The 24,882-nt window shown below is 53.3% G+C and carries 21 protein-coding genes and 2 pseudogenes; 9 read left to right on the top strand and 14 right to left on the bottom strand.

Annotated features, from left to right (window positions below):
• The 7 genes and pseudogenes from AD944_RS04600 to AD944_RS04570 form a co-directional block, all read right to left on the bottom strand.
• Positions 1-180: pseudogene (locus tag AD944_RS04600) on the bottom strand (pyruvate dehydrogenase (acetyl-transferring) E1 component subunit alpha); the annotation flags it as partial.
• Positions 181-307: 127 nt separating this feature from the next.
• Entirely contained in the window at positions 308-787 is a 480-nt protein-coding gene (gene moaC, locus AD944_RS04595) for a cyclic pyranopterin monophosphate synthase MoaC (RefSeq protein ID WP_082741186.1), read from the bottom strand.
• A 1-nt stretch (position 788) separates the two neighbouring features.
• Entirely contained in the window at positions 789-1,661 is an 873-nt protein-coding gene (trpC, locus tag AD944_RS04590) for an indole-3-glycerol phosphate synthase TrpC (RefSeq protein ID WP_373317177.1), read from the bottom strand.
• Positions 1,658-2,782 carry an anthranilate phosphoribosyltransferase gene (gene trpD / locus AD944_RS04585; protein ID WP_045541963.1) on the bottom strand — a complete coding sequence of 375 codons (1,125 nt, stop codon included), beginning with the start codon at positions 2,780-2,782 and terminating at the stop codon, positions 1,658-1,660. Before trpD ends, trpC begins: the two co-directional genes overlap by 4 nt.
• A 3-nt stretch (positions 2,783-2,785) precedes the next feature.
• Positions 2,786-3,382, bottom strand: coding sequence for an anthranilate synthase component II (locus AD944_RS04580; RefSeq protein ID WP_045541964.1), 597 nt, complete (start codon positions 3,380-3,382; stop codon positions 2,786-2,788).
• 53 nt (positions 3,383-3,435) lie between these two features.
• Entirely contained in the window at positions 3,436-4,974 is a 1,539-nt protein-coding gene (trpE, locus tag AD944_RS04575) for an anthranilate synthase component I (RefSeq protein ID WP_045541965.1), read from the bottom strand.
• A complete protein-coding gene (locus AD944_RS04570; protein WP_045541966.1) occupies positions 4,971-6,887 on the bottom strand; it encodes a peptidylprolyl isomerase in 1,917 nt (638 codons plus the stop codon). Before AD944_RS04570 ends, trpE begins: the two co-directional genes overlap by 4 nt.
• Before the next feature lie 221 nt (positions 6,888-7,108).
• On the opposite strand from AD944_RS04570, the gene tpiA reads away from it, so the two are divergent.
• The 4 genes from tpiA (at position 7,109) to kdsA (ending at position 10,838) form a co-directional block, all read left to right on the top strand.
• Positions 7,109-7,849: a triose-phosphate isomerase gene (gene tpiA / locus AD944_RS04565; RefSeq protein ID WP_045541967.1), complete on the top strand. Its 741-nt coding sequence runs from the start codon at positions 7,109-7,111 to the stop codon at positions 7,847-7,849.
• Between the two features lie 26 nt (positions 7,850-7,875).
• On the top strand, positions 7,876-8,235 hold the full coding sequence (gene secG / locus AD944_RS04560; protein ID WP_045541968.1) for a preprotein translocase subunit SecG: 360 nt from the start codon (positions 7,876-7,878) through the stop codon (positions 8,233-8,235).
• Between the two features lie 138 nt (positions 8,236-8,373).
• Positions 8,374-10,005 carry a CTP synthase gene (locus AD944_RS04555; protein WP_045541969.1) on the top strand — a complete coding sequence of 544 codons (1,632 nt, stop codon included), beginning with the start codon at positions 8,374-8,376 and terminating at the stop codon, positions 10,003-10,005.
• Positions 10,002-10,838: a 3-deoxy-8-phosphooctulonate synthase gene (gene kdsA / locus AD944_RS04550; RefSeq protein WP_045541970.1), complete on the top strand. Its 837-nt coding sequence runs from the start codon at positions 10,002-10,004 to the stop codon at positions 10,836-10,838. The genes AD944_RS04555 and kdsA overlap by 4 nt, the downstream gene beginning before the upstream one ends.
• A 121-nt stretch (positions 10,839-10,959) precedes the next feature.
• On the opposite strand, the gene gyrB is transcribed toward kdsA, so the two are convergent.
• The 6 genes from gyrB to mutM all read right to left on the bottom strand — a co-directional run bounded on the left by gyrB (position 10,960) and on the right by mutM (position 19,004).
• Complete coding sequence (gyrB, locus tag AD944_RS04545) at positions 10,960-13,401, bottom strand: DNA topoisomerase (ATP-hydrolyzing) subunit B (protein ID WP_045541971.1); 2,442 nt, start codon at positions 13,399-13,401, stop codon at positions 10,960-10,962.
• 99 nt (positions 13,402-13,500) lie between these two features.
• Positions 13,501-14,610 carry a DNA replication/repair protein RecF gene (gene recF / locus AD944_RS04540; RefSeq protein ID WP_045541972.1) on the bottom strand — a complete coding sequence of 370 codons (1,110 nt, stop codon included), beginning with the start codon at positions 14,608-14,610 and terminating at the stop codon, positions 13,501-13,503.
• A gap of 111 nt (positions 14,611-14,721) precedes the next feature.
• The gene (gene dnaN, locus AD944_RS04535) at positions 14,722-15,846 is read right to left on the bottom strand and encodes a DNA polymerase III subunit beta (protein WP_035381915.1); all 1,125 of its coding nucleotides are present in this window, start codon (positions 15,844-15,846) and stop codon (positions 14,722-14,724) included.
• 145 nt (positions 15,847-15,991) lie between these two features.
• Complete coding sequence (dnaA, locus tag AD944_RS04530) at positions 15,992-17,434, bottom strand: chromosomal replication initiator protein DnaA (RefSeq protein WP_035381917.1); 1,443 nt, start codon at positions 17,432-17,434, stop codon at positions 15,992-15,994.
• Positions 17,435-17,764: 330 nt separating this feature from the next.
• The gene (rpsT, locus tag AD944_RS04525) at positions 17,765-18,034 is read right to left on the bottom strand and encodes a 30S ribosomal protein S20 (protein ID WP_035381918.1); all 270 of its coding nucleotides are present in this window, start codon (positions 18,032-18,034) and stop codon (positions 17,765-17,767) included.
• 130 nt (positions 18,035-18,164) lie between these two features.
• Positions 18,165-19,004 (bottom strand): bifunctional DNA-formamidopyrimidine glycosylase/DNA-(apurinic or apyrimidinic site) lyase, encoded by an 840-nt coding sequence (gene mutM / locus AD944_RS04520; protein ID WP_045541973.1) that lies wholly within the window; start codon positions 19,002-19,004, stop codon positions 18,165-18,167.
• Positions 19,005-19,033: 29 nt separating this feature from the next.
• Between mutM and AD944_RS04515 the strand changes: the two genes are divergently transcribed.
• Genes AD944_RS04515 through AD944_RS04495 form a run of 5 tightly spaced genes read left to right on the top strand, consistent with a single transcriptional unit; the run spans position 19,034 to position 24,680 of the window.
• Entirely contained in the window at positions 19,034-19,816 is a 783-nt protein-coding gene (locus tag AD944_RS04515; protein WP_035382050.1) for a class I SAM-dependent methyltransferase, read from the top strand.
• Positions 19,817-19,821: 5 nt separating this feature from the next.
• Positions 19,822-21,060, top strand: coding sequence for a bifunctional phosphopantothenoylcysteine decarboxylase/phosphopantothenate--cysteine ligase CoaBC (gene coaBC, locus AD944_RS04510; protein ID WP_045541974.1), 1,239 nt, complete (start codon positions 19,822-19,824; stop codon positions 21,058-21,060).
• A gap of 22 nt (positions 21,061-21,082) precedes the next feature.
• Positions 21,083-21,562 (top strand): dUTP diphosphatase, encoded by a 480-nt coding sequence (dut, locus tag AD944_RS04505; RefSeq protein WP_035381924.1) that lies wholly within the window; start codon positions 21,083-21,085, stop codon positions 21,560-21,562.
• Entirely contained in the window at positions 21,559-23,310 is a 1,752-nt protein-coding gene (locus AD944_RS04500; protein ID WP_045541975.1) for an ABC transporter permease, read from the top strand. The genes dut and AD944_RS04500 overlap by 4 nt, the downstream gene beginning before the upstream one ends.
• 14 nt (positions 23,311-23,324) lie before the next feature.
• On the top strand, positions 23,325-24,680 hold the full coding sequence (locus AD944_RS04495; RefSeq protein WP_045541976.1) for an ABC transporter ATP-binding protein: 1,356 nt from the start codon (positions 23,325-23,327) through the stop codon (positions 24,678-24,680).
• Between the two features lie 10 nt (positions 24,681-24,690).
• On the opposite strand, the pseudogene AD944_RS16275 reads toward AD944_RS04495, so the two are convergent.
• A pseudogene (locus tag AD944_RS16275) lies at positions 24,691-24,855 on the bottom strand (peptide-methionine (S)-S-oxide reductase); the annotation flags it as partial.
• Positions 24,856-24,882 lie beyond the last annotated feature (27 nt).

Genomic DNA, 24,882 nt, shown 5'->3' with positions numbered 1-24,882 from the left:
TTCCTGACCGATATACAGATGGCAGAAACCGCCAATCAGACCCATGCCATAAAGCTGCCCGGCTTTTTCCTCAAATCGGCGAATAAGCAGCATATCATGAAACGCTTGCGTGAACTGTTCCCGGGTCAGGGATGGCCCGTTCCCACCAGTTTTCTGAGCAATAGTCTTACCCGCCTCCATGGGCTTTTCCTTTTATGTTTTGAGTGTTCTCAAAGATCTACAGCACTGTCTTTTGTGAGCATGAGGTTGTCATATAAAGACCGGACTGGTTATCTGCGAAGCATCTAATGTCTTGTTCCTGATAGACTTACTGGGCGTGATAGTCTCCAGATTGACCGCCACTTTTATGAAGAAGGCGAATGTCGGTAATCAGCATACCCCGATCAACGGCCTTGCACATATCGTAGAGGGTCAGCGCAGCAGCAGATACCGCTGTCAACGCTTCCATCTCTACGCCAGTTGCCCCTGTTGTAACAACAGTGGCCGTGATCTCAATCTTGTTATCTGTAGGAACCAGATCCACCGTTACACTGCTTAGCGCCAGCGGATGGCACAGAGGAATGATCTCCGCCGTCTTTTTTGCAGCCATAATGCCTGCAATACGTGCTGTGGCGAGCACATCTCCCTTCGGAGCAGTGCCTAACGTAATGAGATCCAGTGTGGTGCTTTTCATCTGCACCACACCGCAGGCAATGGCTTTTCGTTTGGTTGCATGTTTGGTGGAAACATCCACCATACGCGCCTGCCCTGCTTCATTCAGGTGAGTGAGGTGGGAAGGGTTCGTCACTTCAGGCAAATCCGAGAAGAGCCCGTGCCGCTTTGCCGGGATCAGGTGTGCGCAAGAGGGATTCCCCGACAAGAAAGCCGGTTGCGCCGATTTCCGCCAGTTTCATAACGTCTGCATGCGTCTTGATTCCACTTTCAGAGACAATGATTCTGTCAGGTGGCACAAGCGGGGCCAGTTCACGCGTTGTCTGAATATTGGTCTCTAATGTTTTGAGATTGCGGTTATTTATGCCAATCAGGAAAGTGTCTAGCGCCAAAGCGCGGTTGAGTTCGTCTTCATCATGCACCTCAACCAGAACGTCCATATCAAGACCTTTGGCATGATCAACGAGAGCTAGAGCTTCTTCATCTTTCAGAATGCTCATGATCAGCAGGATACAGTCAGCGCCCAGCATCCGGCTTTCATAAACCTGCCAGGGATCAAGAATGAAGTCTTTGCGGAGGACCGGCAGAGAGCAGGCAGCCCGAGCAATCTGCAAATCTTCGTTCTGGCCATGAAAGCACGAACTTTCTGTCAGAACAGAAAGGCAAGCCGCTCCTGCCTGCTCATAGCTGGCGGCAATGCGTGCAGGATCATACTCTTCTCGCAAGATACCAGCAGAAGGAGAGGCCTTCTTGATTTCGGCAATCAGGCCAATGGTCCTGTCAGCAGCCTTTTCCTTCAGAGCTCGCCCAAAGCCGCGAGGAGCATCTTTACTCTCCTGCGCTCTGGCAATGATCTCCTTGAGGGGCAGAAGGGTTGAACGGTGCTCAACCTCAACTCTTGTCCGCGCGACAATGCGCGACAGCACATCAGGCTGTTCTTCCGCCTTGATACATGCTTCAGCATCAGTCACTGCATTTGCGGCTGAATTGGGTATCTCGTTCATAATCATCCTGTCACGTTTTGAGCATGCGTCTCAGAAGATGACGTACGCAAACCATTCAACACAGCCAGTGCTGTGCCATCGGCGAGCGGGCGACTGACTTCCACAATGCACTCCCGAAGTGCCTGCGTGTCAATTTCTGATCCCCGCAGAATTGTCCTGCGTCCAGCTACATGGAGCGCACAGGCTGCATTCAAGAGAACAGTATCACGGTAAGGTCCCGGCGCGCCACGGAGAAGCGCTTCCAACGCTGCGGCATTTTCAGCAGCATTTCCACCCTTGATGGCTGCAATAGGCGCAACAGAAAAGCCTGCCATCCCGGGTTCCAGAATTAGGGATTTTTTCTGCCTGTTTTCAAGGGCAATAATCTTGGTAGGACCAGCCAAGGTTACTTCGTCTATCCCCTGCCCTCCTTCTGCGGGTTGGCCACAGACAGCCCAGACACGCTCCGATCCAAGCTGTGCCAGCACATCCACAATGATAGAAAGCCATGCCTCAGAAAACACACCTACAAGCTGGTTCTTTACTCCTGCCGGGTTCACCAGGGGACCGATGAGGTTGAAAAGCGTACGGACTCCTAATGCTTTTCTCGTCGGGGCAGCATGACGCATGGCGGGATGATGGTGCGGTGCCGCGAGAAAAACCAGATGATGCTTTTGGAGTTGAGCAGATAAAAGCTGGGGATCTGGGGAGAGCGGTATTCCTAAAGCTGCCAGTACGTCTGAAGCGCCTGACTGTGAAGAAACTGCTCGGTTGCCGTGTTTGGCTACAGGAATGCCCAGCGCGGCCAAAATGAAGGCTGTTGCGGTAGAGACGTTTAATGTGCCGTAATTATCGCCACCTGTTCCGCAGACATCTATTGTGTCCACAGGTGCATGGGGCACAGGCAGCATTCGGGTGCGCAGAGCAGTAACGGCACCCAGCAATTCATCTCGACTTTCACCGCGGACGCGCAAGGCCATTAGGAAAGCGGCAATACGCTCTGATGAAACGCTTCCGTCAACAATGGCCCCGAAGGCTTCTTCTGCTTCCAGAGCCGTCAGTTTCGCGCCGTCACCCAACTTTGTTAGAATAGTGGAAAAAAAGTCGTCCTGTTGAGCACTTTGCAGGGACAAATTGGTTTCTGGCATGTATCAGGCAGCGGCTTTATTAGAGGCCCATGTCCGGGCTTGTTTTAAAAAATTGCGCAAAAGATCATGGCCACAGTCAGAGGCAATGCTCTCAGGGTGAAACTGCACACCTGAGATAGGGTATTGCTTATGCCGCACTCCCATAATGACCCCGTCTTCTGTCCACGCCGTTACTTCCAGTATGTCCGGAATGCTAGCAGGCTCCAGTGTGAGGCTGTGATAACGGGTCGCATTGAATGGATTGGGCAGCCCGGTAAAAACATCCGCTCCATTATGAAAAACGGGACTCACCTTACCGTGCATGGGAACGGGTGATCGCACCACGCTCGCGCCAAATACCTGCCCGATGGCTTGGTGGCCCAGGCAGACACCAAAAATGGGAATAGTGTTGGCTGCGTGTGAAATCAGGTCACAGCATATGCCTGCTTCATTAGGAGAGCATGGGCCGGGAGAAAGAACAATGGCATCAGGCTGAAGCGCAAGGGCGTCTTCTACAGTGAGGGCATCATTCCGGCGGACGTCACACGTTTCACCCAGTTCACCAAGATAGTGAACAAGATTGAACGTAAAGCTGTCATAATTGTCGATCAGAAGGATCATGATGATATGATGGCCTTATGCTGCCTTCGGGTCAAATAGCATAGAGCGAGACCTTAATTTCCCTGTTGATTTGCGTAACGCACGGCCTCTGCGGCTGCACGGAAGACAGCCCGTGCTTTCTGGCGGGTTTCTTCATATTCTGCTTCAGGCACGCTGTCGGCTACCACACCGCAGCCGGCCTGAACGTGCATCATGCCATCCTTGACAACGGCCATTCTTAATCCGATGCAGGTATCCATATCTCCGCCTGCACCAAAATAACCAATACATCCAGCATATGTTGCTCGACGTGTCGGTTCTATTTCATCAATAATTTCCATGGCACGGATTTTTGGCGCGCCGGTAAGAGTTCCTGCCGGGAATGCTGCAACCAATGCATCAAGAGCTTCCAGATCAGGACGAATACGTCCTTCCACATTGGAAGAGATGTGCATGACATGACTAAAGCGTTCAATAACAAACCGTTCCGTAACCTTGACTGAGCCGGGCAAGCAAACGCGCCCGACATCATTGCGGCCCAGATCAATCAGCATCAGGTGCTCAGCGAGTTCTTTCTGGTCTGCCAGCAAATCCTGTTCGAGCCGCAGATCCTCTTCCGCATCTTTCCCGCGGGGGCGCGTGCCAGCTAGGGGGCGCACCGTCATGTTCCCATCGCGCAGGCGCACCAGAATTTCTGGAGAAGAGCCCACAAGAGAGAATGTGCCAAAATCCAGATGGAACAAAAATGGTGCCGGATTGATGCGACGTAATGCCCGATATAATGCCAGAGAAGGCAGCGGAAATGGCGACGAAAAGCGCTGGCTGGGCACAACCTGAAAAGCATCACCTGCGGCGATATAGTCCTGAATACGTTCGACAGATGCGCAGAATTCCTCCTTGGTAAAAGTGGAGGTTGGCGCTTCAAACGGAGCTGTGGCTGTTTCAGTTTGGGTGACTGGCAATGCGCCATTCAGGCAGGTTCGAGCCTGCCCTAACAAGGCGTGTGCTTTCTCCCACGCCTCATTCGCGGTCTGACCTACGTGGGGACGAACTGGTGCAGCCAGAATGAGCTCATCGCTTACGGTGTCAAAGATTGCGAACAGGCCGGGCCGCATCAGAATGGCTTCGGGAAGTTCAAGATCATCCGCAGGGGCGTTCGGGAGACGCTCCATCTGACGAACCATATCGTAACCTAGATACCCGAACAGGCCAGCAATCATTGGTGGAAGACCTTCCGGCAGATCCATGCGTGTTTGGTGGATCAGAGATCGGAGGCTTTCCAAAGCAGGTTTGTCGCTGGGAATGGGAGGCTGATCAGGGTTATCTGGATTTGTGTCCAGTGTGACAGCGCCGTCATGGCACGCCCATATCAGATCCGGTTTGAGAGCGATAACCGAGTAGCGCCCGCGTGATACGCCACCTTCCACGCTTTCCAGCAGGAGCGTGTAGCGTCCATCCACGCCGTTAAAGTTTGCCAGCCGGATATAGGCTGAAACCGGTGTTAACAGATCTGCAGGCTCTACGGAAAAAACAACAGACCCCTTGCCTTCACGCCATCTTGCCTCAACTTCATGGCGGGCGGGAGATGCGGCAATCCGTGCGGTCACGCTCATTGCTCTGCCGTTCCATCAAAGCCAAGAGAGGAAAGTGTTGCGCTGACGGCTCGTTCATCAATTTTAGGGGGTGTGTGCTTTGCCAAGGCATCGACATAGGAGGCCACAAGGTCATCTCCTTCTGATTGGCTGAGAGCATCTTTCACGCGCTGGAAAGCAACCAGATCTGCTTTCGGGTCTGGCGTGAATACCTTGGTGACTGTTGCCACCAGAAAACCCGAAGCATCTTCACCCATGATGGACTGCCCAGCTTTCATTTGCGGGAGGTAGTTCATCAGTTCAGAAGGAATGGCCTCGTTGGGCGCTGTGCGTGAAAATGAGAGGTCACGCTGAATAGGGGCACCGCCAGCGACATTGGTGATCCCCCCTTTGCCTCTGGCTGCCGTATACAGGCTGGTTGCATGCTCGTCCGCAGCGTGCTTTCGGGCTTCAGCCTGCCATGCGGCCAGAACGTCTGCTTTTGCCTGTTCAAACGTGCGTGGGGATTCTGGTGTAATGGTATCAACCTGAACAGCGTACCAACTGTTATCCGGGCCTTCCATAAGATTGGGCTGGTTTCCTTTGGGTAGGGAGAAAATTTTCTGCAAAATGGCGTCACGCAGCTTGCCTGAAGCAGGAAGCGGAGCTGGCTGTCGGTCTTGCGTATTGCCCTGAGCATCCAGTGTTCCGGCGGCAGCGGCCGCGCCAAGGTCAGTGGGAATGGAATCCAGCCCCCCACCTGCAATGGCATCCTGAAGCTGGCGGCTCCGTGCGCTGACGACGGCTGGAGCCTGTGCTTTGCGGAATTGGTTTAGGATGTCCTGTTTGGCGTTTTCAAAGGATGTGCTTTTCGGGGCGATGACCTTGTTCACCCGGAACACAACCCATCCAGATTCTGTTTTGAGTGGACCCTGCACTAAGGAAAGAGGAGCAGCAAAAATAGCTTTACTCAGTGTTTCGGATGGAATGGTGGAAGGGCGTGCGCCCGGCATTTCAACAGATGCGCCGCCTTTGGCGGCGGCCTGAACAGCTTCCCAGTCAGCCCCTTTTTCCCACAAGGAGGCAACCGTGTGGGCCTGACTTTCATCTGTGAGGGTGACAACCTGAACATCCCGGGTTTCGGGCACATTATAGCGCGTGCTTTGTTCTTCATAGACGCGCTTCAGATCCTTATCATCCACGATAATTGTGTCGGCTACCGTGGCGGGGGACAGTACAACAATGCGGGCGTGGCGTAGTTCTGGGGAGCGGAAAAGCCAGGGATGGTTCGAATAAAAACGCTGCAATACGGCATCATCAGGCGTTGCGGGCGTTGGCTGCTCCGCAAACGGGATGCGCAGCATATCCACCACATGCGTCTGTAATCCGTAGGCGGACAGGCGTGTCGCCATGGTGGCGGACGCGCTGGCTGCTTGAGCGATGGGCTGAAGAATGGTGCGCGTCGTCAGGTCATCGCGGATCATGTTCAGAAAGCGCTGTTCATTCAGGTTGTGCTCCCTCAACCGCGCATTGAAAATATTCCGGTCAAACTGTCCGTTTGCCCCTTTGAAATAGGGCTGCGCGAAGACTTCATCCCGCACGGCGCTATCAGGCACAGCTACATTCAGGTGACGTGCGGCTTCCATAAGTTCAGCCTGCCCTATCAGCCGTTGCAGGATTTGATGTGCTACCTGCCGACGCATAGCCGGAGGTATCTGAGACGGATCGGAAACCCCCATCTGCTTGGTGATGGCAGGTAGCTCCGCCTGGAAAGCCTGACCCAGATCTGTCGAACTGACACGATTCTGCCCAACTTTGGCGACCACATCGGTTTCGGTGCCCATGTAGCCCAGAACATCGCCCACGCCCCAGCCAATAAAAGCCAGGAAAATGACAATGGCCGACACACGCCCCAGCCAGGATTCAACAAAAACACGACGCAGATAGGAAATCATGAACCCAAGGATCCGTAGAAAAATCAGGAGACCATGCCACAGGCATGCCGCAAACGCGGCACCATAAGCATCTGGCGCTCACTTGACTAGCCGTAACGGTGTTCTGGCGAGGAAACTCACCAGTCGCATCTTGCCCCACAGGGCAACTGTATGGTTTAGCGTGTGGTGCAAGCATAGGGTCTCCTCTTGGCTATATGTGCAATCAGGGTAAGGAAGCGGACATGAGCAGACAGATTATCGTCGGCAACTGGAAGATGAACGGCACTAGCCGTGACTCGCAGGCGCTTGTGCAAGCTCTGCTAGCAGGTCTGCCCCCGTCCGTGCCGGATGTTGTGGTCTGCCCACCCTTTACTCAGTTGGCCTTGTTGAGCGATGCCCTGAAGCCGACTGCGGTGGCTTTGGGCGCTCAGGATTGCCATAAGGATGTCTCTGGCGCACATACGGGTGATATCTCCGCCTCCATGCTGACGGATCTCGGCGTGTCCTACGTTATTCTCGGTCACTCCGAGCGGCGGCAGGAACATGGTGAACTGGATGAAACCGTTAGGGAAAAAGCGGTGGCCGCAGGCAAGGCAGGACTGACACCTATCGTGTGTATTGGCGAGACAGAAGATCAGCGCGATAGTGGTGAACATTTTGATACGCTGGGGTGGCAGATCAAAGGGTCTCTGCCTGATGGATTTTCAGGTATTCTTGCTTACGAGCCAATCTGGGCGATCGGGACGGGCCGGGCCGCAACAACCGATGAAATTGCCGAAACCATGAAATTCCTGCGTGAGGAGCTGGTTCGTCAGTTTGGTGAAGCCGGCAAGACAATAAGAATTTTGTATGGCGGATCGGTTAATGATAAGAATGCGGCTTCCATTCTGGCCATTACGGATGTAGCAGGAGCGCTTGTTGGGGGTGCCAGCCTGAAGGCCGAGGCGTTTCTTTCCATTATCGGCGCAGCTTCTGCTGCCTGATTTCAGCATTTTACCTGGAATACACCATGACCACTGCCCTGCTGATTCTGCATTTTTGCGTTACCATTGCCTTGATTGGCACTGTGCTTATTCAGCGCAGTGAAGGTGGTGGCTTGGGAATTGGCAGCAGTCAGGGTATGGGAGCGTTCATGTCCGGGCGTGGTACGGCTAATTTGCTGACACGCACCACGGCTGTTCTTGCAGGTTTGTTTATGTTGCTTTCGCTCGTTCTGGCAGTCCTTAACCGTGGCGCTGTGAGTGGAGACGGGCACGATATTCTGGCGCAGCCTCCGGCTGCAACCACTTCCGCTCCAGCTGTAACGCCTTCTGCTTCCCCTGCCCCGGCTCAGCCAGCCCCGCAGGCTGCTGAACCTTCCAAGCCATAAAATGAATTCCTCTCCCTCCATTCCCACAAGGATTGGAGGGATGAGTTGCCTCTATTCCTCTGCGCTTGTTGAAAGCTGCGGAGGAATTCGTGTGTCCACCTTTACCCACCCGGTTCTGTCCGTGTAGGAAGTCTGTCCATGACCCGTTTTGTATTTATCACCGGTGGTGTGGTGTCCTCTCTCGGAAAGGGCATTGCGTCCGCTGCTCTTGCGGCTCTCCTGCAGGCGCGGGGCTATAAGGTCCGGCTGCGCAAGCTGGATCCCTACCTGAACGTTGATCCCGGCACCATGAGCCCTTACCAACATGGTGAGGTTTTTGTGACGGATGATGGGGCCGAAACAGACCTTGATCTCGGCCATTATGAACGGTTTACGGGCGTCAATGCGACCAAGGAAGACAACACGACTACTGGCAAGATCTATTCCGATGTGATCGCGCGGGAGCGGCGTGGCGATTACCTAGGGGGGACGGTTCAGGTTATTCCGCACATCACGGACGCCATTAAGGATATTGTTGTCGCGAATACGGATGATGTTGACTTCGTCCTGGTCGAAATTGGTGGCACCGTAGGGGATATTGAAAGCCTTCCTTTCCTGGAGGCCATTCGTCAGCTACGGAATGACTTGGGTCAGGCGCAGACCATGGTGGTGCATCTGACACTTCTGCCGTGGATACCTTCTGCGGGTGAGCTGAAAACAAAGCCGACCCAGCATTCTGTAAAGGAATTGCAGAATGTAGGGATTCAGCCGCAAATCCTGCTGTGCCGCTGTGATCGCGCCATTCCCGACACGGAACGCCGTAAGATTGCAAATTTCTGCAATGTGCGTCCCGAAGCCGTTATTGCTGCGCGTGATGTAGATACAATCTACTCCTGCCCACTCTCCTATCATGCAGAAGGTATGGATAACGAAGTTCTCAGATACTTCGGTCTGCCTTTTGAAGAAGAGCCAGATTTAGCCGGATGGAGTAAAATTGTTGATGCCATTCGTCACCCGGATGGTGAAGTGCGTATTGCGGTAGTGGGGAAATATACTGCCCTGCTGGATAGCTATAAATCCCTCAACGAAGCTTTGCTGCATGGTGGGATTGCTCATAGGGTCAAAGTGACCTTGGATTGGGTTGAAGCGGAAGCGCTTGAAAAATCAGATGGTGCCCTTGATCGGCTGGCGGGTGCTCATGGCATTCTTGTGCCTGGTGGATTTGGTGAGCGGGGATCAGAAGGGAAAATTGCGGCCATTCGTTATGCGCGTGAAAATGGAATTCCCTTTATGGGGATCTGCTTTGGCATGCAGATGGCGGTTATTGAATGTGCTCGTAATCTGGCAGGCTTGTCTGATGCCTCCTCAACCGAGTTTGGTTATACCAAAGAGCCTCTGGTTGGTCTTATGACCGAATGGGCCCGTGGTGCTGAGCGCCTGCGTCGGAGTGAAGGGGGTGAGCTTGGCGGAACCATGCGCCTTGGGGCTTATCCGGCTTCCCTGGTGGATGGATCTCGCGTTGCAAAAATCTATAACGCGACGTCTATTCGGGAGCGGCATCGGCATCGTTACGAGGTAAACATTCACTATCGTGATCAACTGGAAAAGGCTGGCCTGAAGTTTTCTGGTCTCTCTCCTGATGGTATTCTGCCTGAAGTGGTCGAATATCCTGATCATCCATGGTTTGTGGCTGTACAGTATCATCCCGAACTCAAGTCTCGTCCTTTTGCGCCGCATCCGTTGTTCTCCGGCTTTGTTGGGGCGGCTCTTGAAAAAGCCCGGTTGGTATGAGCATCTCCAATCATAATTTTCAGATCAATTCTCTGACGGTTGGCAATGATCAGCCTTTTGTGTTGATCGCAGGGCCATGTCAGATTGAATCCGCAGCGCATGCCATGGAAACGGCAACTGCGCTGAAAGAGATATGCGAAGCTGCCGGAATTGGGCTGATTTATAAAAGCTCATATGACAAAGCGAACCGCACCAGCCTGTCCAGTGCGCGTGGGGTCGGGATGCAGCACGGTCTGCGTATTTTGGCGGATATTCGTGAAACGCTGAAATTACCGGTTCTGACGGATGTGCACGCGGCTGACCAATGTGCACCGGTAGCAGAAGCTGTGGATGTATTGCAGATACCAGCTTTTTTATGTCGCCAGACAGATCTGCTTCTGGCTGCTGGCCAGACAGGAGCTGTGGTCAATGTGAAAAAGGGACAGTTTCTGGCTCCGTGGGATATGAAACACGTAGCCGCCAAAATTGCCTCTACAGGTAATAAGCGCATCATGCTGTGCGAGCGTGGCACAAGCTTCGGTTATAACACCTTAGTCAATGATATGCGCGGCTTGCCGATCATGGCGGAAACTGGCTACCCAGTTGTGTATGACGCCACGCACTCTGTTCAGCAACCAGGCGGGCTGGGTGGAACATCTGGTGGTCAAAGGGAGTTTGCCCCTATTCTGTCTCGTGCCGCCCTGGCTGTAGGGGTCGCTTCCCTTTTTATTGAAACGCACGAAGACCCGGATCAGGCACCCAGCGACGGACCTAATATGTTGCCCATAAAATCACTACCAGATTTGTTGGCACAGTTTAAAAAAATTGATGGATTTATCAAAAGTCTAGCCTGATTCTATTTTAGGAAACTCATTACATTCCAATGAGATAGCGACCTTAAATACATAATATTCCAATAAAAAAGGAGGCTTGTGAGCCTCCTTTTTTATTACACCGTTGATTAGCTTACCTGTCTTACACGTCCAGATTGGCGACTTTTAGCGCATTGCCAACAATAAAATCGCGACGTGGTTCCACTACGTCACCCATAAGCGTGGTGAATACTTGGCCAGCCTCTTCTACATCGCCAATCTTGACCTGTAGAAGTGTACGCATGGCAGGGTCCAACGTAGTTTCCCAAAGCTGCTCGTCATTCATTTCACCGAGCCCTTTGAAGCGGTTAATGGCAAGGCCGCGGCGGCCTTGAGTCAGAAGGCGAGTGTAAAGTTCTGACGGGCCAGCAAGAGAGGCTTCAGTTGTTTCATGACGCAGAATAACGCCTGTGCCGAAGTCTTTCTGTAACCGTTCAAGCTGATTTGTGAGCCAGCGTGCATCGTTACTGCTTAGTGCTGCTGGATCAATGCGGTATACTTCACCTACGCCACGAACATTACGTGCCAGTTCCAGCCCGTCGTCACTGGCGACGGCTTTCCAGCCCCGTTCTGTTTCTGCTGATGCTCCATCCAGTCGTTTCTGTAAATCAGGAACTTGGTTCTGAAGCGTTGCAAGATCTGACGTGAGGGCGCCCGCCAGAGCTGCCTGCTCAATAATCCAATTAGGAGTTTTATTGGCAAGACGCGTGATGGCCTGAGTAGCCTGTCGGATAAATGGCAGGTCTGCGGCCAGAGGCTCACCTTTCACTTCGCGTCCGTCGCTATAAACGAAGAGTGCGTTGTTAAGGGCTTTATCGAGCAGATACTGTTCGAGAGCAGCATCATCTTTCAGATAGCGCTCCTCGTTCCCTCGTTTGGCGCGGTAAAGCGGCGGCTGTGCAATGTAGAGATAGCCGCGCTCAATCAGTTCCGGCATCTGACGGAAGAAAAAAGTCAGAAGAAGGGTGCGGATGTGAGAACCATCCACGTCGGCGTCTGTCATGATGACGATGCGATGATAGCGGAGCTTTTCAATGGAAAAACCGCCCTGATCAGCCTCACCTCGGCCGATACCGGTGCCCAGTGCGGTGATCAGGGTGCCAATTTCAGCTGAGCCGAGCATCCGATCAAAACGAGCCCGCTCAACATTCAGAATTTTACCCTTGAGAGGCAGGATCGCCTGAAAACGCCGGTCCCTGCCCTGTTTAGCCGTCCCCCCTGCAGAATCACCCTCCACTATGAAGATTTCAGCTTTTTCAGGAGATCGTTCCTGACAGTCAGCCAGTTTGCCCGGAAGAGAGGAAATATCCAGCACCCCTTTGCGGCGCGTCAGTTCGCGTGCCTTGCGGGCGGCTTCACGAGCGGAAGCGGCATCCAGTACTTTGGAAACCACAATTTTGGCTTCCTTGGGGTGCGTTTCAAACCAGTGACCAATCATGTCGGCAGCCGCAGCATGCACAACGGGCTGCACTTCAGAGGAAACGAGCTTGTCCTTGGTCTGGGAAGAAAATTTGGGGTCAGGGACTTTTACAGAAAGAACTGCCGTCAGTCCTTCGCGCATGTCTTCCCCAACAAGGGAGTGAGCATCCTTCTTGGCAATGCTTTCAGCATATTTGCCAACAATGCGGGTCAATGCCTGCCGGAAACCAGCCAGATGTGCTCCCCCGTCCCGCTGGGGAATGTTGTTGGTAAAGCACAGCATCGTTTCATGGAAACTGTCGTTCCATGTCAGGGCGAATTCAACCTTAATGCCGTTTTCAGGATTTTCCAGGCTGCCCGTAATAGGGGGGGTGACGAGAGGCGTACGCGCCCGGTCCAGCCATTCCACAAAGGCTTCAAGCCCACCTTCGTAATAGAAAGTTTCTTCTTTCTTTTCCTCAGTTCGGTAGTCCCGTAGAACGATTTTCATGCCCGAATTGAGGAACGCCAGCTCCCGCAGGCGGCGTTCCAGAATAACAAAATCAAATTCTGTTTTGGGGAAAGTCTGATTACTTGGCTTGAAGGTAACTTGGGTTCCCCGCTCATGCTCTGAGGGGCCGACAACTTCCAGAGGCCCTTCCCGCTCGCCGTGCTGGAAACGGATAACGTGCTCCAGCCCGCCACGCCATATCCGCACTTCCATCTTTTCTGAAAGCGCGTTGACAACAGCCGCCCCCACACCGTGGAGTCCGCCTGAAACCTTGTAGGAGTTCTGGTTGAACTTGCCGCCCGCATGAAGGCGGGTCAGAACGACTTCGGCCGCACTGATCCCTTCTTCTGAATGAATGTCCGTGGGAATGCCGCGCCCATTATCCCGCACGGTTACGCTTCCATCCGCATTGAGGGTGACAACGCATTCGGTTGCGTAGCCCGCCTGTGCTTCATCAACGGCGTTATCAATAATTTCAAACGCCATATGGTGCAGGCCGGAGCCATCATCCGTGTCACCGATATACATACCAGGCCGTTTGCGTACGGCGTCCAGACCCTTCAGAACAGAAATTGAGGCTGCATCATATTCTTCTTCCATACCGGCAGATGGCGTGGGCTGAGAAAGGTCAGTCATAAGCGAAGGGTACTCCGGCGAAGAAAGAATAAAACCTGTTTGAATCCTTATACTCCGGCCATTCCACTGAGGCCAGATTGTAAGGCGGCATTTCTCTCTTTATGGCAGAAAATAACCACTTTTCAGAGAAATAAACTGTGCTGTGTCCTGTAATGGCGCAAAGGGAGCCGTGTCTGTTCCGGTCAGGATAGCGGTGGTGTCAAAAGACCGGAGATTTTCCATCAGTGCGCCCCGTCGTTTCTGGTCCAGATGCACAAGAGGCTCATCTAACAAAAGCAAAGGAGCCGTCCCCCTGTGGTCTGTGACGAGCCGGGCATGAGCGAGCACAACGCCAAGCAGCATGGATTTCTGTTGACCGGTGCTGGCTGTTGCAGCCAGTTGGCCCGTTGTGAAATCAGACAGGGAAAAATCGCTACGATGCGGACCTCTGGTTGTGCGCCCTCTTTCACGGTCTTGTGCTCGGGTTGAGGATAATTGCTCTCTGAACCAGTCTTCCACTCCCAAAGCCGGGTGGTGTTCAAGTTGCTTTGTCAGTTCGCAGTCCAGAACGAGAGTGGCGGCGGGAAACTCTCCCAAGCTGGTTTGGGAAAACTGGTTCAGATGCTGCACTAGATCAGCCCGTGCGGCTGCAATGGCTATGGCGTGGCGTGCCATGGAAGCTTCCAATCCAGAGAGCCAGCTTTGTTCAGAATATCGGGTTTGGAGCAGTTTGTTTCGTTGTGTCATGGCTCGGTCATACGCCAGTAGTTGGCGGGTATGATCCGGGGTGACACCCATCACCAATCTATCCAGAAAACGGCGGCGTCCGGAAGCTCCTTCGCTGAAGAGCCGATCCATTTGAGGGGTTATCCACACAGCAGAGAGTGCTTCGTCGATAATTCCCTGAGTGCGGGCTACGCGTCCATTGAGCAGATAAGTGCGTTTGGAAGTGGCGTTGCCAGCAGTCACCCCTGTCGCAAGATCAAGGGTTTCCGCATTCTGGAGGAGACGGGCTGATACACCCCATTCCGTTTCGCCGCTTTGAGCAAGTTCTGTTAAGGGGGCCCGACGGAGCCCGCGACCAGGAGCGAGGAGAGAAAGAGCTTCCAGTAGATTGGTTTTACCGCTCCCATTTTCCCCCGTGAGGACAACGAGAGGACGTTCAGGTGACCAGACCAGCCGGGTATAATTGCGGAAATGGGTGAGGGTCAGTTTGAGCAGCCGGGGCATAAAGATTACCCGGCTAACACTTGAGGCTACTCCCAACAGGGAGCGAGCGCGCCATAAGCAGCTTTTTCCTTTCTGAAAGGATCATGCAATGGCGCGCATTCAGGGGCAGGATCAGACGCGCATCGGCATCAGCACATACAATGCCGAGGGACTATCAACATCACGCACAATGGTAGGGGCAGCACTATCCGAGAATGCAAACTCCACCTCTTTTTCGACCTGATCGGTGATATCGTTCAGGTAGCGGGCCTGAAACCCAATTTCCAAAGCCTCTGCATCGTAGGAAATTCGATTATCGTCCAGTTCTTCCTTGGCTACTCCCTGCTCCGGGCTGCTGGCGGAAAGGGTGAGAAGGCCGGGTTCCAGTGTCAGCTTGACAGGCCGTGAGCGTTCTTGGCTGATGGCCGCCACGCGTGCCACGGCATCAGAGAAATCTTTCTTCCCAACACGAAGGATGCGGGTGTTGTTACGCGGGATAACGCGGTCATATTCCGGAAACGTGCCATCAATCAGCTTGGATGTTAGCATGATGGAACCGGCAGTGAACTGCACGCGCGTTTCAGAAAGGGCCACTTCAATTTCTTCCGGGGCTTCATCAATCAACTTGCGCAGTTCCGCTACTGTTTTGCGCGGGATGATAACGCCCGGCATTTCAGCAGCTCCTTCCGGCAGGTCCGTTTCCACACGAGCAAGACGATGGCCGTCTGTTGCTACGGCGCGTAGCAGTGGAATACCATCCGCATCAGCAGCATGGAAAAAGATACCGTTCAGATAGTAACGCGTTTCTTCCGTAGAAATGGCGAAGCGTGTTCTATCGATGAGGGAACGGAGAACGCCCGCATTCAGTTTGAAGCGGCATGGTAGATCACCTGCCCCCATTGAAGGGAAATCATCCACGCTCAGAACGTTTAGTCTTGTGGCGTAGCGATCAGCCCGCAATTGCAATGGGGTGTCCCCATCGGCCTGATCCAGTTCCACCAGCACGTTGTCTGGTAATTTACGTACAATTTCATAGAGAACTGCCGCGGGAGCAGTGGTCGCCCCTTCCCGCTTAATGGTGGCAGGAATAACCTCCACCACCTCGATTTCCATATCCGTGGCCTTCAGGCTCAGTTGCCCATCTGCCGCATGAATAAGGACATTGGCAAGGATGGGAATGGTATTGCGCTTTTCCGCCACACTCTGGATGTGCGCCAAAGCCTTGAGCAGTGTTGTGCGCTCAGCCGAAAACTTCATCTATGCCTCTTCCCTGCGTGCCAGCTCCCGGCGGGAATTCATGGGAGCCTGAAAATCATTCCGCCAAAACCTATCAGCCGCCTCAAATCAGTCAATCCTTACGGGCTGAAAATACGGCAGCAAGCATCGGAAAAAACTGAAAAAATCAGCTCTCCAGCATACGCCGTAGCAGCTCCACATCTTCCGCAAATGCTGCATCCCGTTCCATCAGTTCGGCAACGCGGGAAACGGCATGCATGACTGTTGTATGGTCACGGTTGCCGAACTTGCGCCCAATTTCCGGAAGTGAACGGCTGGTCAGTTGTTTGGCCAGATACATGGCAACCTGCCGTGGGCGCGCCACGGCCCGGGCTCGGCGAGCGGATGACATGTCAGTTAGGCGGATGTTCCAGTGTTCCGCCACTTTTTTCTGAATTTCTTCAATGGTGACACGGCGATCATGCGCTTTGAGAATGTCATGCAGCACATCCTGAGTGGCTTCCAGCGTCACAGGTCTGCCAAACAGGTTGGCATGCGCAATCAGGCGGTTAAGGGCGCCTTCCAGTTCTCGCACGTTCGATGTGATCTTGTGGGCAAGAAACTCCAGAACTTTCGCAGGAACAACCACGCCTGATGCGGCAGCCTTTGCTTCCAGAATGGAGATACGCAGTTCAAAGGTTGTGGCATGAATGTCAGCCACCATACCGCAACCGAGGCGGGTTCGTAGTCGGTCTTCAAGGCCAGAAAGGTCAGACGGTGATTTGTCCGCAGACACCACTATCTGCCGTCCTGCATCCACCAACGCATTGAAGGTGTGAAAGAATTCTTCCTGCGTGTTGTCCTTGCCGATCAGGAACTGGAGATCATCAATCATCAGCACATCTACAGAGCGAAGCTGTTCCTTGAACTCCATAGTGGACTGGGAGCGGATGGCGGCAATAAACCGATACATGAACTTTTCTGCCGACATATAGGCCACAGAGACATTCCCGCGCTGGAGCAGTTCAGCCCCGATTGCGTGCATCAGATGCGTTTTGCCTAGACCAACACCGCCATACAAAAATAGAGGATTGAACCCAACACTGGACGGCTTTTCTGCCACGCGACGCGCGCAAGCATAAGCAAATTCGTTTGGTTTGCCGACCACAAATGTATCAAACGTGAAGCGCGTATCCAGAGAGGCGACAATATCACTTTTCACTTCAGGAGCGGTGCGCGGTGTATCCTCAAAGATGCTTCCGGTTGCCGGGGGCGGTGCAGCTTGTGTGGTAGGTTCATCCAGCATGATAGGCGGCGCAACCGGATCTCCGGGGCGGGCAACCTGAAGTTCTACCCGGCGTATGGAAGAGATTTCCTGATTCCACAATTCGCTCAGGCGGTCGCCATATTGACTGCGCACCCAATCGCGCAGGAAGCGGGTAGGCAAAAGGAGAGTGATCTCGTCCCCGTCAATCGGGCCGAGTGCAATTTTGGTCAGCCATGTGCGGTATTCAACCTCACCGACCTCCCCTTTCAGCTTTGAGCAGATACGAAGCCATGACTCCTCAACAGGCTTGCTGTCATCCATGCGTGAGAAGGCGCTTTCATCATCGTCCACTCCGATTGTCATCTATACTCCCGAGCGGTCATAAAACGCGGTTGGCCGCGTATGATTTACGATAAGGGTGCCACTTGCGCGACAACCAGGCAGCCTTTTCCGGCAAATCTCATGCCGCGTTAGAATAAAGCGGCCAGACAGGCAGACAGCACGCTGTTCCTGCGTTGAGACTATCAGCGGAAAGTAATGTAAGGCTCACGCTCGGGCAACGAAAATCTATCTTCATGCCAGATCATTTCAGCCATGCTTGACTGCGTGGTGTACAAAAACAAAGCCGAACCACCCAGCGATGATTCGGCTTTATCAAAGCGCAATAAAAAGGCCTTAAAAGCCTTTTTGATCTCAGGCAGTGGCCAGAGACTTAACGCGAGCAGACAGGCGAGAAATCTTGCGCGCCACAGTGTTGTGATGAACAACACCCTTGGTTGCCGCACGCTGGATTTCCGGCTGAGCTAGACGTAGCGCTTCCCGTGCTTCTTCCTGATTGCCAGCTGCAATGGCGGTTTCCACCTTCTTGATAAAGGTGCGCATACGAGACTTGCGAGCAGTGTTGCGAGCAGTCCGCTTAGCGGTCTGCCGGATGCGCTTACGCGCTGAAGCGATATTCGCCATGAGTTCTATTCTGTCCAGCACAAAAAATGAACGCCGTCGCAGCAAGGCTACGTCGGCCAAAAGAGTAGCGGTGCTGTAATCCAGAGAGGCAGCCGTAGTCAAGTATGTTCGGGGAAGAAGGGGGCTGAAATTACCTTTTTTCCTGCTGAAGCGGGCAAAAAAAGGTTGAACGTCCAGCCTGTGTCATGTGCTGCACGCCTGCACATTTAGGAGGGCCGGGACAGTCCGGGCATGCCAGCCCCTTGCGTCCGTACACTTTCCACGCATGCTGGAAATAACCTAACCCTCCCTCTGGCCTGACATAATCCTTAAGGCTGGAGCCGCCTGCGGCAATGGCTTCTGTCAGAACGGTCTGGATGGCGCTGTGCAGAAGGGTGATCTGTTTTTTCTTTAAAATTCCGGCTGGTGTGTCGGGGTGGATGCGCGCTCTGAACAGGGCTTCACACACGTAGATATTCCCCAGGCCGGCAACAACTTTCTGGTCAAGCAGCACGGTTTTTATCGAGGCGTTTTTACGGACGAAGCTTTTTTGCAGTGTTGCCGGCGAAAAGTCGGCCTCCAGTGGTTCAGGACCCATACCAGAAAGAAGCCGATACGTATCTTCAGCCTGCGTCGGGACTACATCAATCATGCCAAAACGGCGAGGATCGACAAAGGCGCATCTTTTTTTATCGTCAGTGACAAATACCACATGTTCATGAGGTACTGGTGGTCCGCTAGAATCGAGAATGATGCGTCCCGACATGCCCAGATGGAGGATCACAGAGAGATTTCCTGCCAGTCGCATGAGAATATATTTCCCGCGACGACGAAAGCCGATAACTTTCCGTCCGGAAACACGCTGCGAAAAATCGGCGGAAATCCGCCATCGCAGATCATGTCTACGAATGATGACTGTCTGAATAACGCGGCCTTGCAGAGCAATCTGCATACCACGCATCACGGTTTCGACTTCAGGGAGTTCCGGCATGAGTGAAAAGCAGGGTATAGGGTATGGTCATGACCGACAATAGCTTTGCGCCCTCCCCTGTGTCTTCTGCTCCGCACGCTGAAGAAACTGATTTTGGTTTCCGTTCTGTTCGGAAGGAAGAAAAGAAGCCCCTCGTCCGCGCTGTGTTTGATAGCGTGGCGGGAAAATACGATGTCATGAACGATCTGATGTCCTTGGGCATCCATCGTGTCTGGAAACGGATATTCGTGACGGAACTTGGCCCACAGCCTGGGCTTTCCCTGCTGGATCTGGCTGGCGGCACGGGAGATATTACCTTCGGATGGCTCAAGGGTGGCGGTGGTCCTGCCATTATGACCGATATCAACGCGAGCATGCTCTCCGTGGGGCGGGATCGCGCCCTGAGCCGAGGCTTTGTATCTGATCTGTCCTTTTGTGTGGTGGATGCCGAAGCTATCCCACTTAAAGATATGTCCGTGGACCGTGTCTCAATTGCATTCGGGTTGCGGAATTGTACGGATAAATTGGCTGTTATCCGCGAGGCACGTCGCGTACTGCGACCGGGGGGACGTTTTATGTGCCTTGAGTTTTCTCGCGTTCAGGTTGCGGCTCTGTCTCCTGTTTATGATGCATGGTCTTTCAAGGTCCTGCCTGCCATGGGCAATCTGATCGCAAAAGACCGGGACAGCTATCAATATCTGGCAGAAAGCATCCGTATGTTCCCGGATCAGGAAACGCTGGCAGATATGTTCCGTGAAGCTGGTCTTTCTCATGTCCGCTATCAGTCTCTTTCCGGGGGGATTGCAGCCATCCATTCCGGCTGGCGTCTGTAAAACTCATGACTGAGCAGCATCACCGTTCCGTTCTGCTGATTGTGAGCGGGAGTATCGCTGCGTTCAAAGCGCCGGAACTCATACGGCTGCTCACGAGTGGTAACGTGCAGGTCCGTTGCGTGCTGACGGATGGGGGGAGCCAGTTTGTGACCCCCCTCACCTTACAGGCTTTGACCGGAGAGCCTGTTTATACAGATCTTTTTTCGCTGACAGCAGAACAGGAGATGGGCCATATTGCCCTCTCCCGATCTGCTGATCTTATTCTGGTGTGCCCTGCCTCAGCCAATCTTTTGGCAAAAATGGCTAATGGACTGGCGGATGATCTGGCCAGCACGGTTCTTCTGGCAACAGATGCCCCCGTCATGGTTGTGCCCGCCATGAATGTGCGCATGTGGGAGCATGCTGCCACACAGGCCAATATGGCGATATTGGCTAAACGAGGTGTGCTTTTGGTTTCTCCTGTGGCAGGAGGAATGGCTTGCGGAGAATTTGGGGTGGGTCGTATGGCCGAGCCCAATGATATAAAAGACGCTGTGATCGGTTTTTTCCGCCAGCGTGTACGTCACGGCGAAGCGGTTTTGGCCGGAAAGAAAATTGTAGTGACGGCCGGCCCTACGCATGAACCAATTGATCCAGTTCGTTATCTGGCCAATCGTTCTTCCGGGCGACAGGGTTATGCCATTGCGGACGCGCTAGCCGACTTGGGTGCGGATGTAACGCTGGTTAGTGGTCCGACAGCATTACGGGCTCCTGCTGGCGTTACCCTGATTTCCTGTGAGACAGCCCGGGAAATGGAGGCGGCAGTTATGCGTCTTCCCCCTCAGGACGTCGCAGTCTGTACTGCGGCCGTGGCTGACTGGAGGCCCGCTTCTGAAGCTGACCAGAAGATGAAAAAGAAAGATCGGGATGATGTTCCTGCGCCTCTTTCTTTGGTGGCCAATCCAGACATTCTTGCGGAGCTTTCCGCGCCGTCCGCACATCGTCCGCGTCTGGTTGTGGGGTTTGCCGCCGAAACGGAAAACGTGGAAGCCTATGCCGTGGCAAAGCGGGCCCGCAAAGGGTGCGACTGGATTGTGGCAAATGATGTCAGCCCAGCCGCGAGTGTAATGGGCGGTGTCGAAAACCAGATTCTCCTTATAACGCCTCAGGGTGTGGAGTACTGGCCACGCATGACAAAAGAAGAAGTGGCTCGCAGGCTTGCCATCTCCATTATGGATTGGTTTTGTAGTACATCTGACTTTTAAACTACAGATGGAGTATACCTACATGCCCGCACTTGATTCCCGGAATGCCGGCCTTACAGTGCGGGTGCAGCGTCTTGCGCATGCCCAAGACCTTCCCCTGCCTTCTTACGCTACAGCCGGGGCTGCGGGCATGGATATTGTTGCAGCGCTTGATGCGCCCTTAACCCTGCCTTCCGGAGGACGAGCGTTGGTGCCAACAGGCCTACGTATTGCCTTGCCTCCCGGCTATGAATTGCAGATTCGTCCTCGCTCTGGTCTTGCGCTGAAGCACGGCATTATTCTCCCCAACTCTCCCGGTACAATTGACGAAGATTATCGCGGAGAAGTGGGGGTGATCATGCTGAATGCTGGTGAGCAACCTTTTACGGTTGAGCGTGGCATGCGTATTGCTCAGGCTGTTATCGCTCCCGTTGAGCGTATTTCCTGGACGGAATGTACGGAACTGGATGAAACCGAACGCGGTAGTGGGGGCTTTGGCAGTACAGGAACAGGTCTGCCATGACGGCGACCAGACCAGAGACTTCTTTTCGATCCCCAGCATCTTCCTCTCCCCTTTCCATCCGTCACTTGAACAGTGTTGATGCAGTCTTATTGGTCTGTGTGATCGGGGCTGCCATTTTGGTCGGAAATTCGGTGCGACATATGCTTGCGCCGCTTTCATCTCCGGCTGTGGCCCCTTTACATCTTAATATTGCGTGGTTGCCCGGTTATGCTCTGCGTACAACGTTGCGGATGTTTGCAGCGTTAGCACTCTCCCTTGTTTTTACATTTTGCTATGCAACATTGGCGGCTAAAAACCGAAGGGCTGAACATGTTCTGGTGCCTTTGCTGGATGTTTTGCAGTCAGTCCCCATTCTTGGTTTTCTGACATTTACGGTTACCTTTTTTCTCGGATTGTTTCCGGGGCGCGTGCTTGGTGCCGAATTAGCTGCCATCTTCACGATTTTTACCAGCCAGGCTTGGAATATGGCTATGGGCATGTATCAGTCGCTTAAAAGCGTGCCTGAGGAGTTAGAGGAGGCCGCACGCTGCTTCGGACTGACAAGTTGGCAGAAATTCTGGCGGCTGGAAGTTCCCTGTGCCATTCCGTCACTGGTATGGAATTCCATGATGTCCATGGCGGGCGGCTGGTTTATGGTCGTGTATTCGGAAACTATTACTGTTGGAAATACCCACATTGTTCTCCCCGGTATTGGCGCTTATGTGGGCGTAGCCATTAGCCAGAGAAATATTGGAGCAGTGTTCGCTGCGATCATAGCTATGCTGCTGGCTATCCTTGCTTACGACCAGATAGTGTTCCGGCCTCTTGCATCTTGGGCAACCCGCTTTCGGCTAGATGTTACTCCCTCGATAGGTGCCGCGGCACCCGAACCGTGGACGCTCAAGTTGTTGCGTCACACACGGCTGTTGAGTGTGTGTGGTGGCATGCTGCTGGCGGCAGGACGCAAAGTGGGCATGCTACCACTTGGAAGGCGCTTTGTGCCTACGGCGCAACCGAGGTTATCTGATGCAGGGCGGTGGTTATGGTGGGGGATCTGGGGATGTATCTTTTTGGTCGCCCTAGAGCAGGCATGGAGCTATGCTTCTGCGTTCTATACGTCAGAACAAATTTTTCATGTTTTCCTGCTTGGTGGCATCACCCTGTTGCGTGTGGTGAGTATGGTTTGTGTGGCATCCATGATCTGGGTGCCGATAGGGGTTTGGCTTGGGCTTGACTCTGTGCGTGCACGTCGTGCCCAGCTTGTTGTCCAATATTGCGCCGCCTTTCCCGCAAATCTGTTTTTCCCTATTTTTGTGGTCGCTATCATCCATTTTCAGCTCGTGCCTGATATCTGGCTGACACCTCTTATGATCCTGGGAGCGCAATGGTACATTCTCTTTAATGTGATAGGAGGGGCCTCTACCTTTCCGGGTTCATTATTAGAAGTTGGCCGTAACTTTCATGTTTCCGGCGTGTTGTGGTGGCGCAAGATCATGCTGCCCGGCATTGTGCCTTATTATCTCACTGGCGTGATGGCGGCATCTGGCGGAGCGTGGAACGCAGCCGTTGCTTCTGAAATGGCGCAATGGGGAGACGTTACTCTCAAGGCGCACGGAATTGGTAGCTATATCGCCCAAGCTACAGTGGAAGGATCTGTTAGCCGAGTGGTGCTTGGCGTTGTCGTTATGTCTCTTTTCGTGATGACCATGAACTGGGTGGTCTGGCGCCCTCTTTCAGCATACGCTTATCGCAGGCTCAAATTCAGCTAGACAGGAACCGGTACATGACCTCCCCTCTTCCTGATGCTCAGGAAGGTGCAAAAAGCGCTATTCTGATAGAGGCGCGGCACGTTTCTCAAGCCTATCACAAAGATAGTGCAGTTGATCTTCAGGTTCTGGATGATGTGAGTCTCTCCTTGCATGCAGGAGAAATTATTGGCTTGCTGGGTCGTTCTGGGTCAGGCAAATCCACTCTTTTGCGCATTCTGGCAGGCCTTCTCTCTCCCACGTCTGGAGATGTGCTGTGGCAGGGAAAGTCATTGAAAGGCCCGGAGCCCGGTGTGGCAATGGTGTTTCAATCGTTCGCGCTCTTTCCGTGGATGACGGTAGAGGAGAATGTAGCGCTTGGTCTGGAGGCCAAGGGCATTCATGGGGCCGAACGTGATCGTTTGGTGGAAAGCGCCATCGATCTGATTGGGCTGGGTGGCTATGAAAACGCTTGGCCCAAGGAACTATCTGGCGGGATGCAACAGCGGGTTGGGTTGGCCAGAGCCTTGGTGGTGCAGCCTGATCTTCTTTTGATGGATGAGCCTTTTTCTGCTCTGGATGTTCTTACAGCCGAGAACCTGCGTACGGATCTGGTTGAACTCTGGGCTGAAAAAAAATTGCCCGTCCAGGGCATGTTGGTGGTTACGCACAATATTGAGGAAGCTGTCCTGATTTGTGACAGGATTATGATCTTTTCCTCTAATCCCGGTCGGATAGCGCACATTCTGTCAGTGCCTTTTGCGCATCCTCGGAATAGAGAGGATGCTGCTTTCCGGCAGTTTGTGGATCATATCTACGCTCTTATGACGCAACGCGCCCCCATCATTTCGGAAGCTGATATTGCCGCCGGCCAAGGTCAATCCGCGCAGGCTGCCCCTCTTTTGAGGGCTCTTCCTCAAGTTTCCATCACCATGATGATTGGTATGATGGAAGCATTGGCAGCCCCTCCCCTCAACGGCCGGGCAGATTTGCCCATGTTGGCCGAAAAATTACAGCTTGAACTGGATGATCTATTCCCACTAGGTGAATCGTTAGAGCTCTTGGCTCTTGCTGAGCTTGAAGACGGTGACATCCTTTTAACCAACGAAGGTGTACATTTTGTTCTAAGTGATCTGGAAGAGCGTAAAGCCATAATGGGCCATGCGCTCATCCATCACGTTCCATTGGTCAAGATGATTCGGAGCGTGCTAGACGAACGCCCCTCTCATACAGCGAATGCTGAACGTTTCCGTGATGAGTTGGAAGTCTCCATGTCGCCGGACTATGCCCGGCAAACATTGCAGACGGTTGTAGGCTGGGCTCGGTTTGCCGAGTTGTTTGACTTTGACGAAGAAGGCGATCGATTCTTTTTGGAAGATGACGGTGTAGAATAGTTGACTTATTTTAGAGAGCATAACGAGCAGCAAAGACTTTTCGCATTTTTGCTACCTTGGGAGCAATAACAGCTGCGCAATATCCTGTTCCGGGGTTCTGCTCATAGTAATCATGATGCATCTTCTCTGCAGGCCAGAATGTTGTAAGAGGAGCTATTATTGTGACTAGGGTCTGTTAGCACTTGATCCAGTCTGCAGCAGC

This window comes from Acetobacter tropicalis (assembly GCF_001580915.1).
GTDB lineage: Bacteria > Pseudomonadota > Alphaproteobacteria > Acetobacterales > Acetobacteraceae > Acetobacter > Acetobacter tropicalis.
Note: the sequence above shows the minus strand (reverse complement) of the source record. Positions and strands in the feature narration are given on the sequence as shown.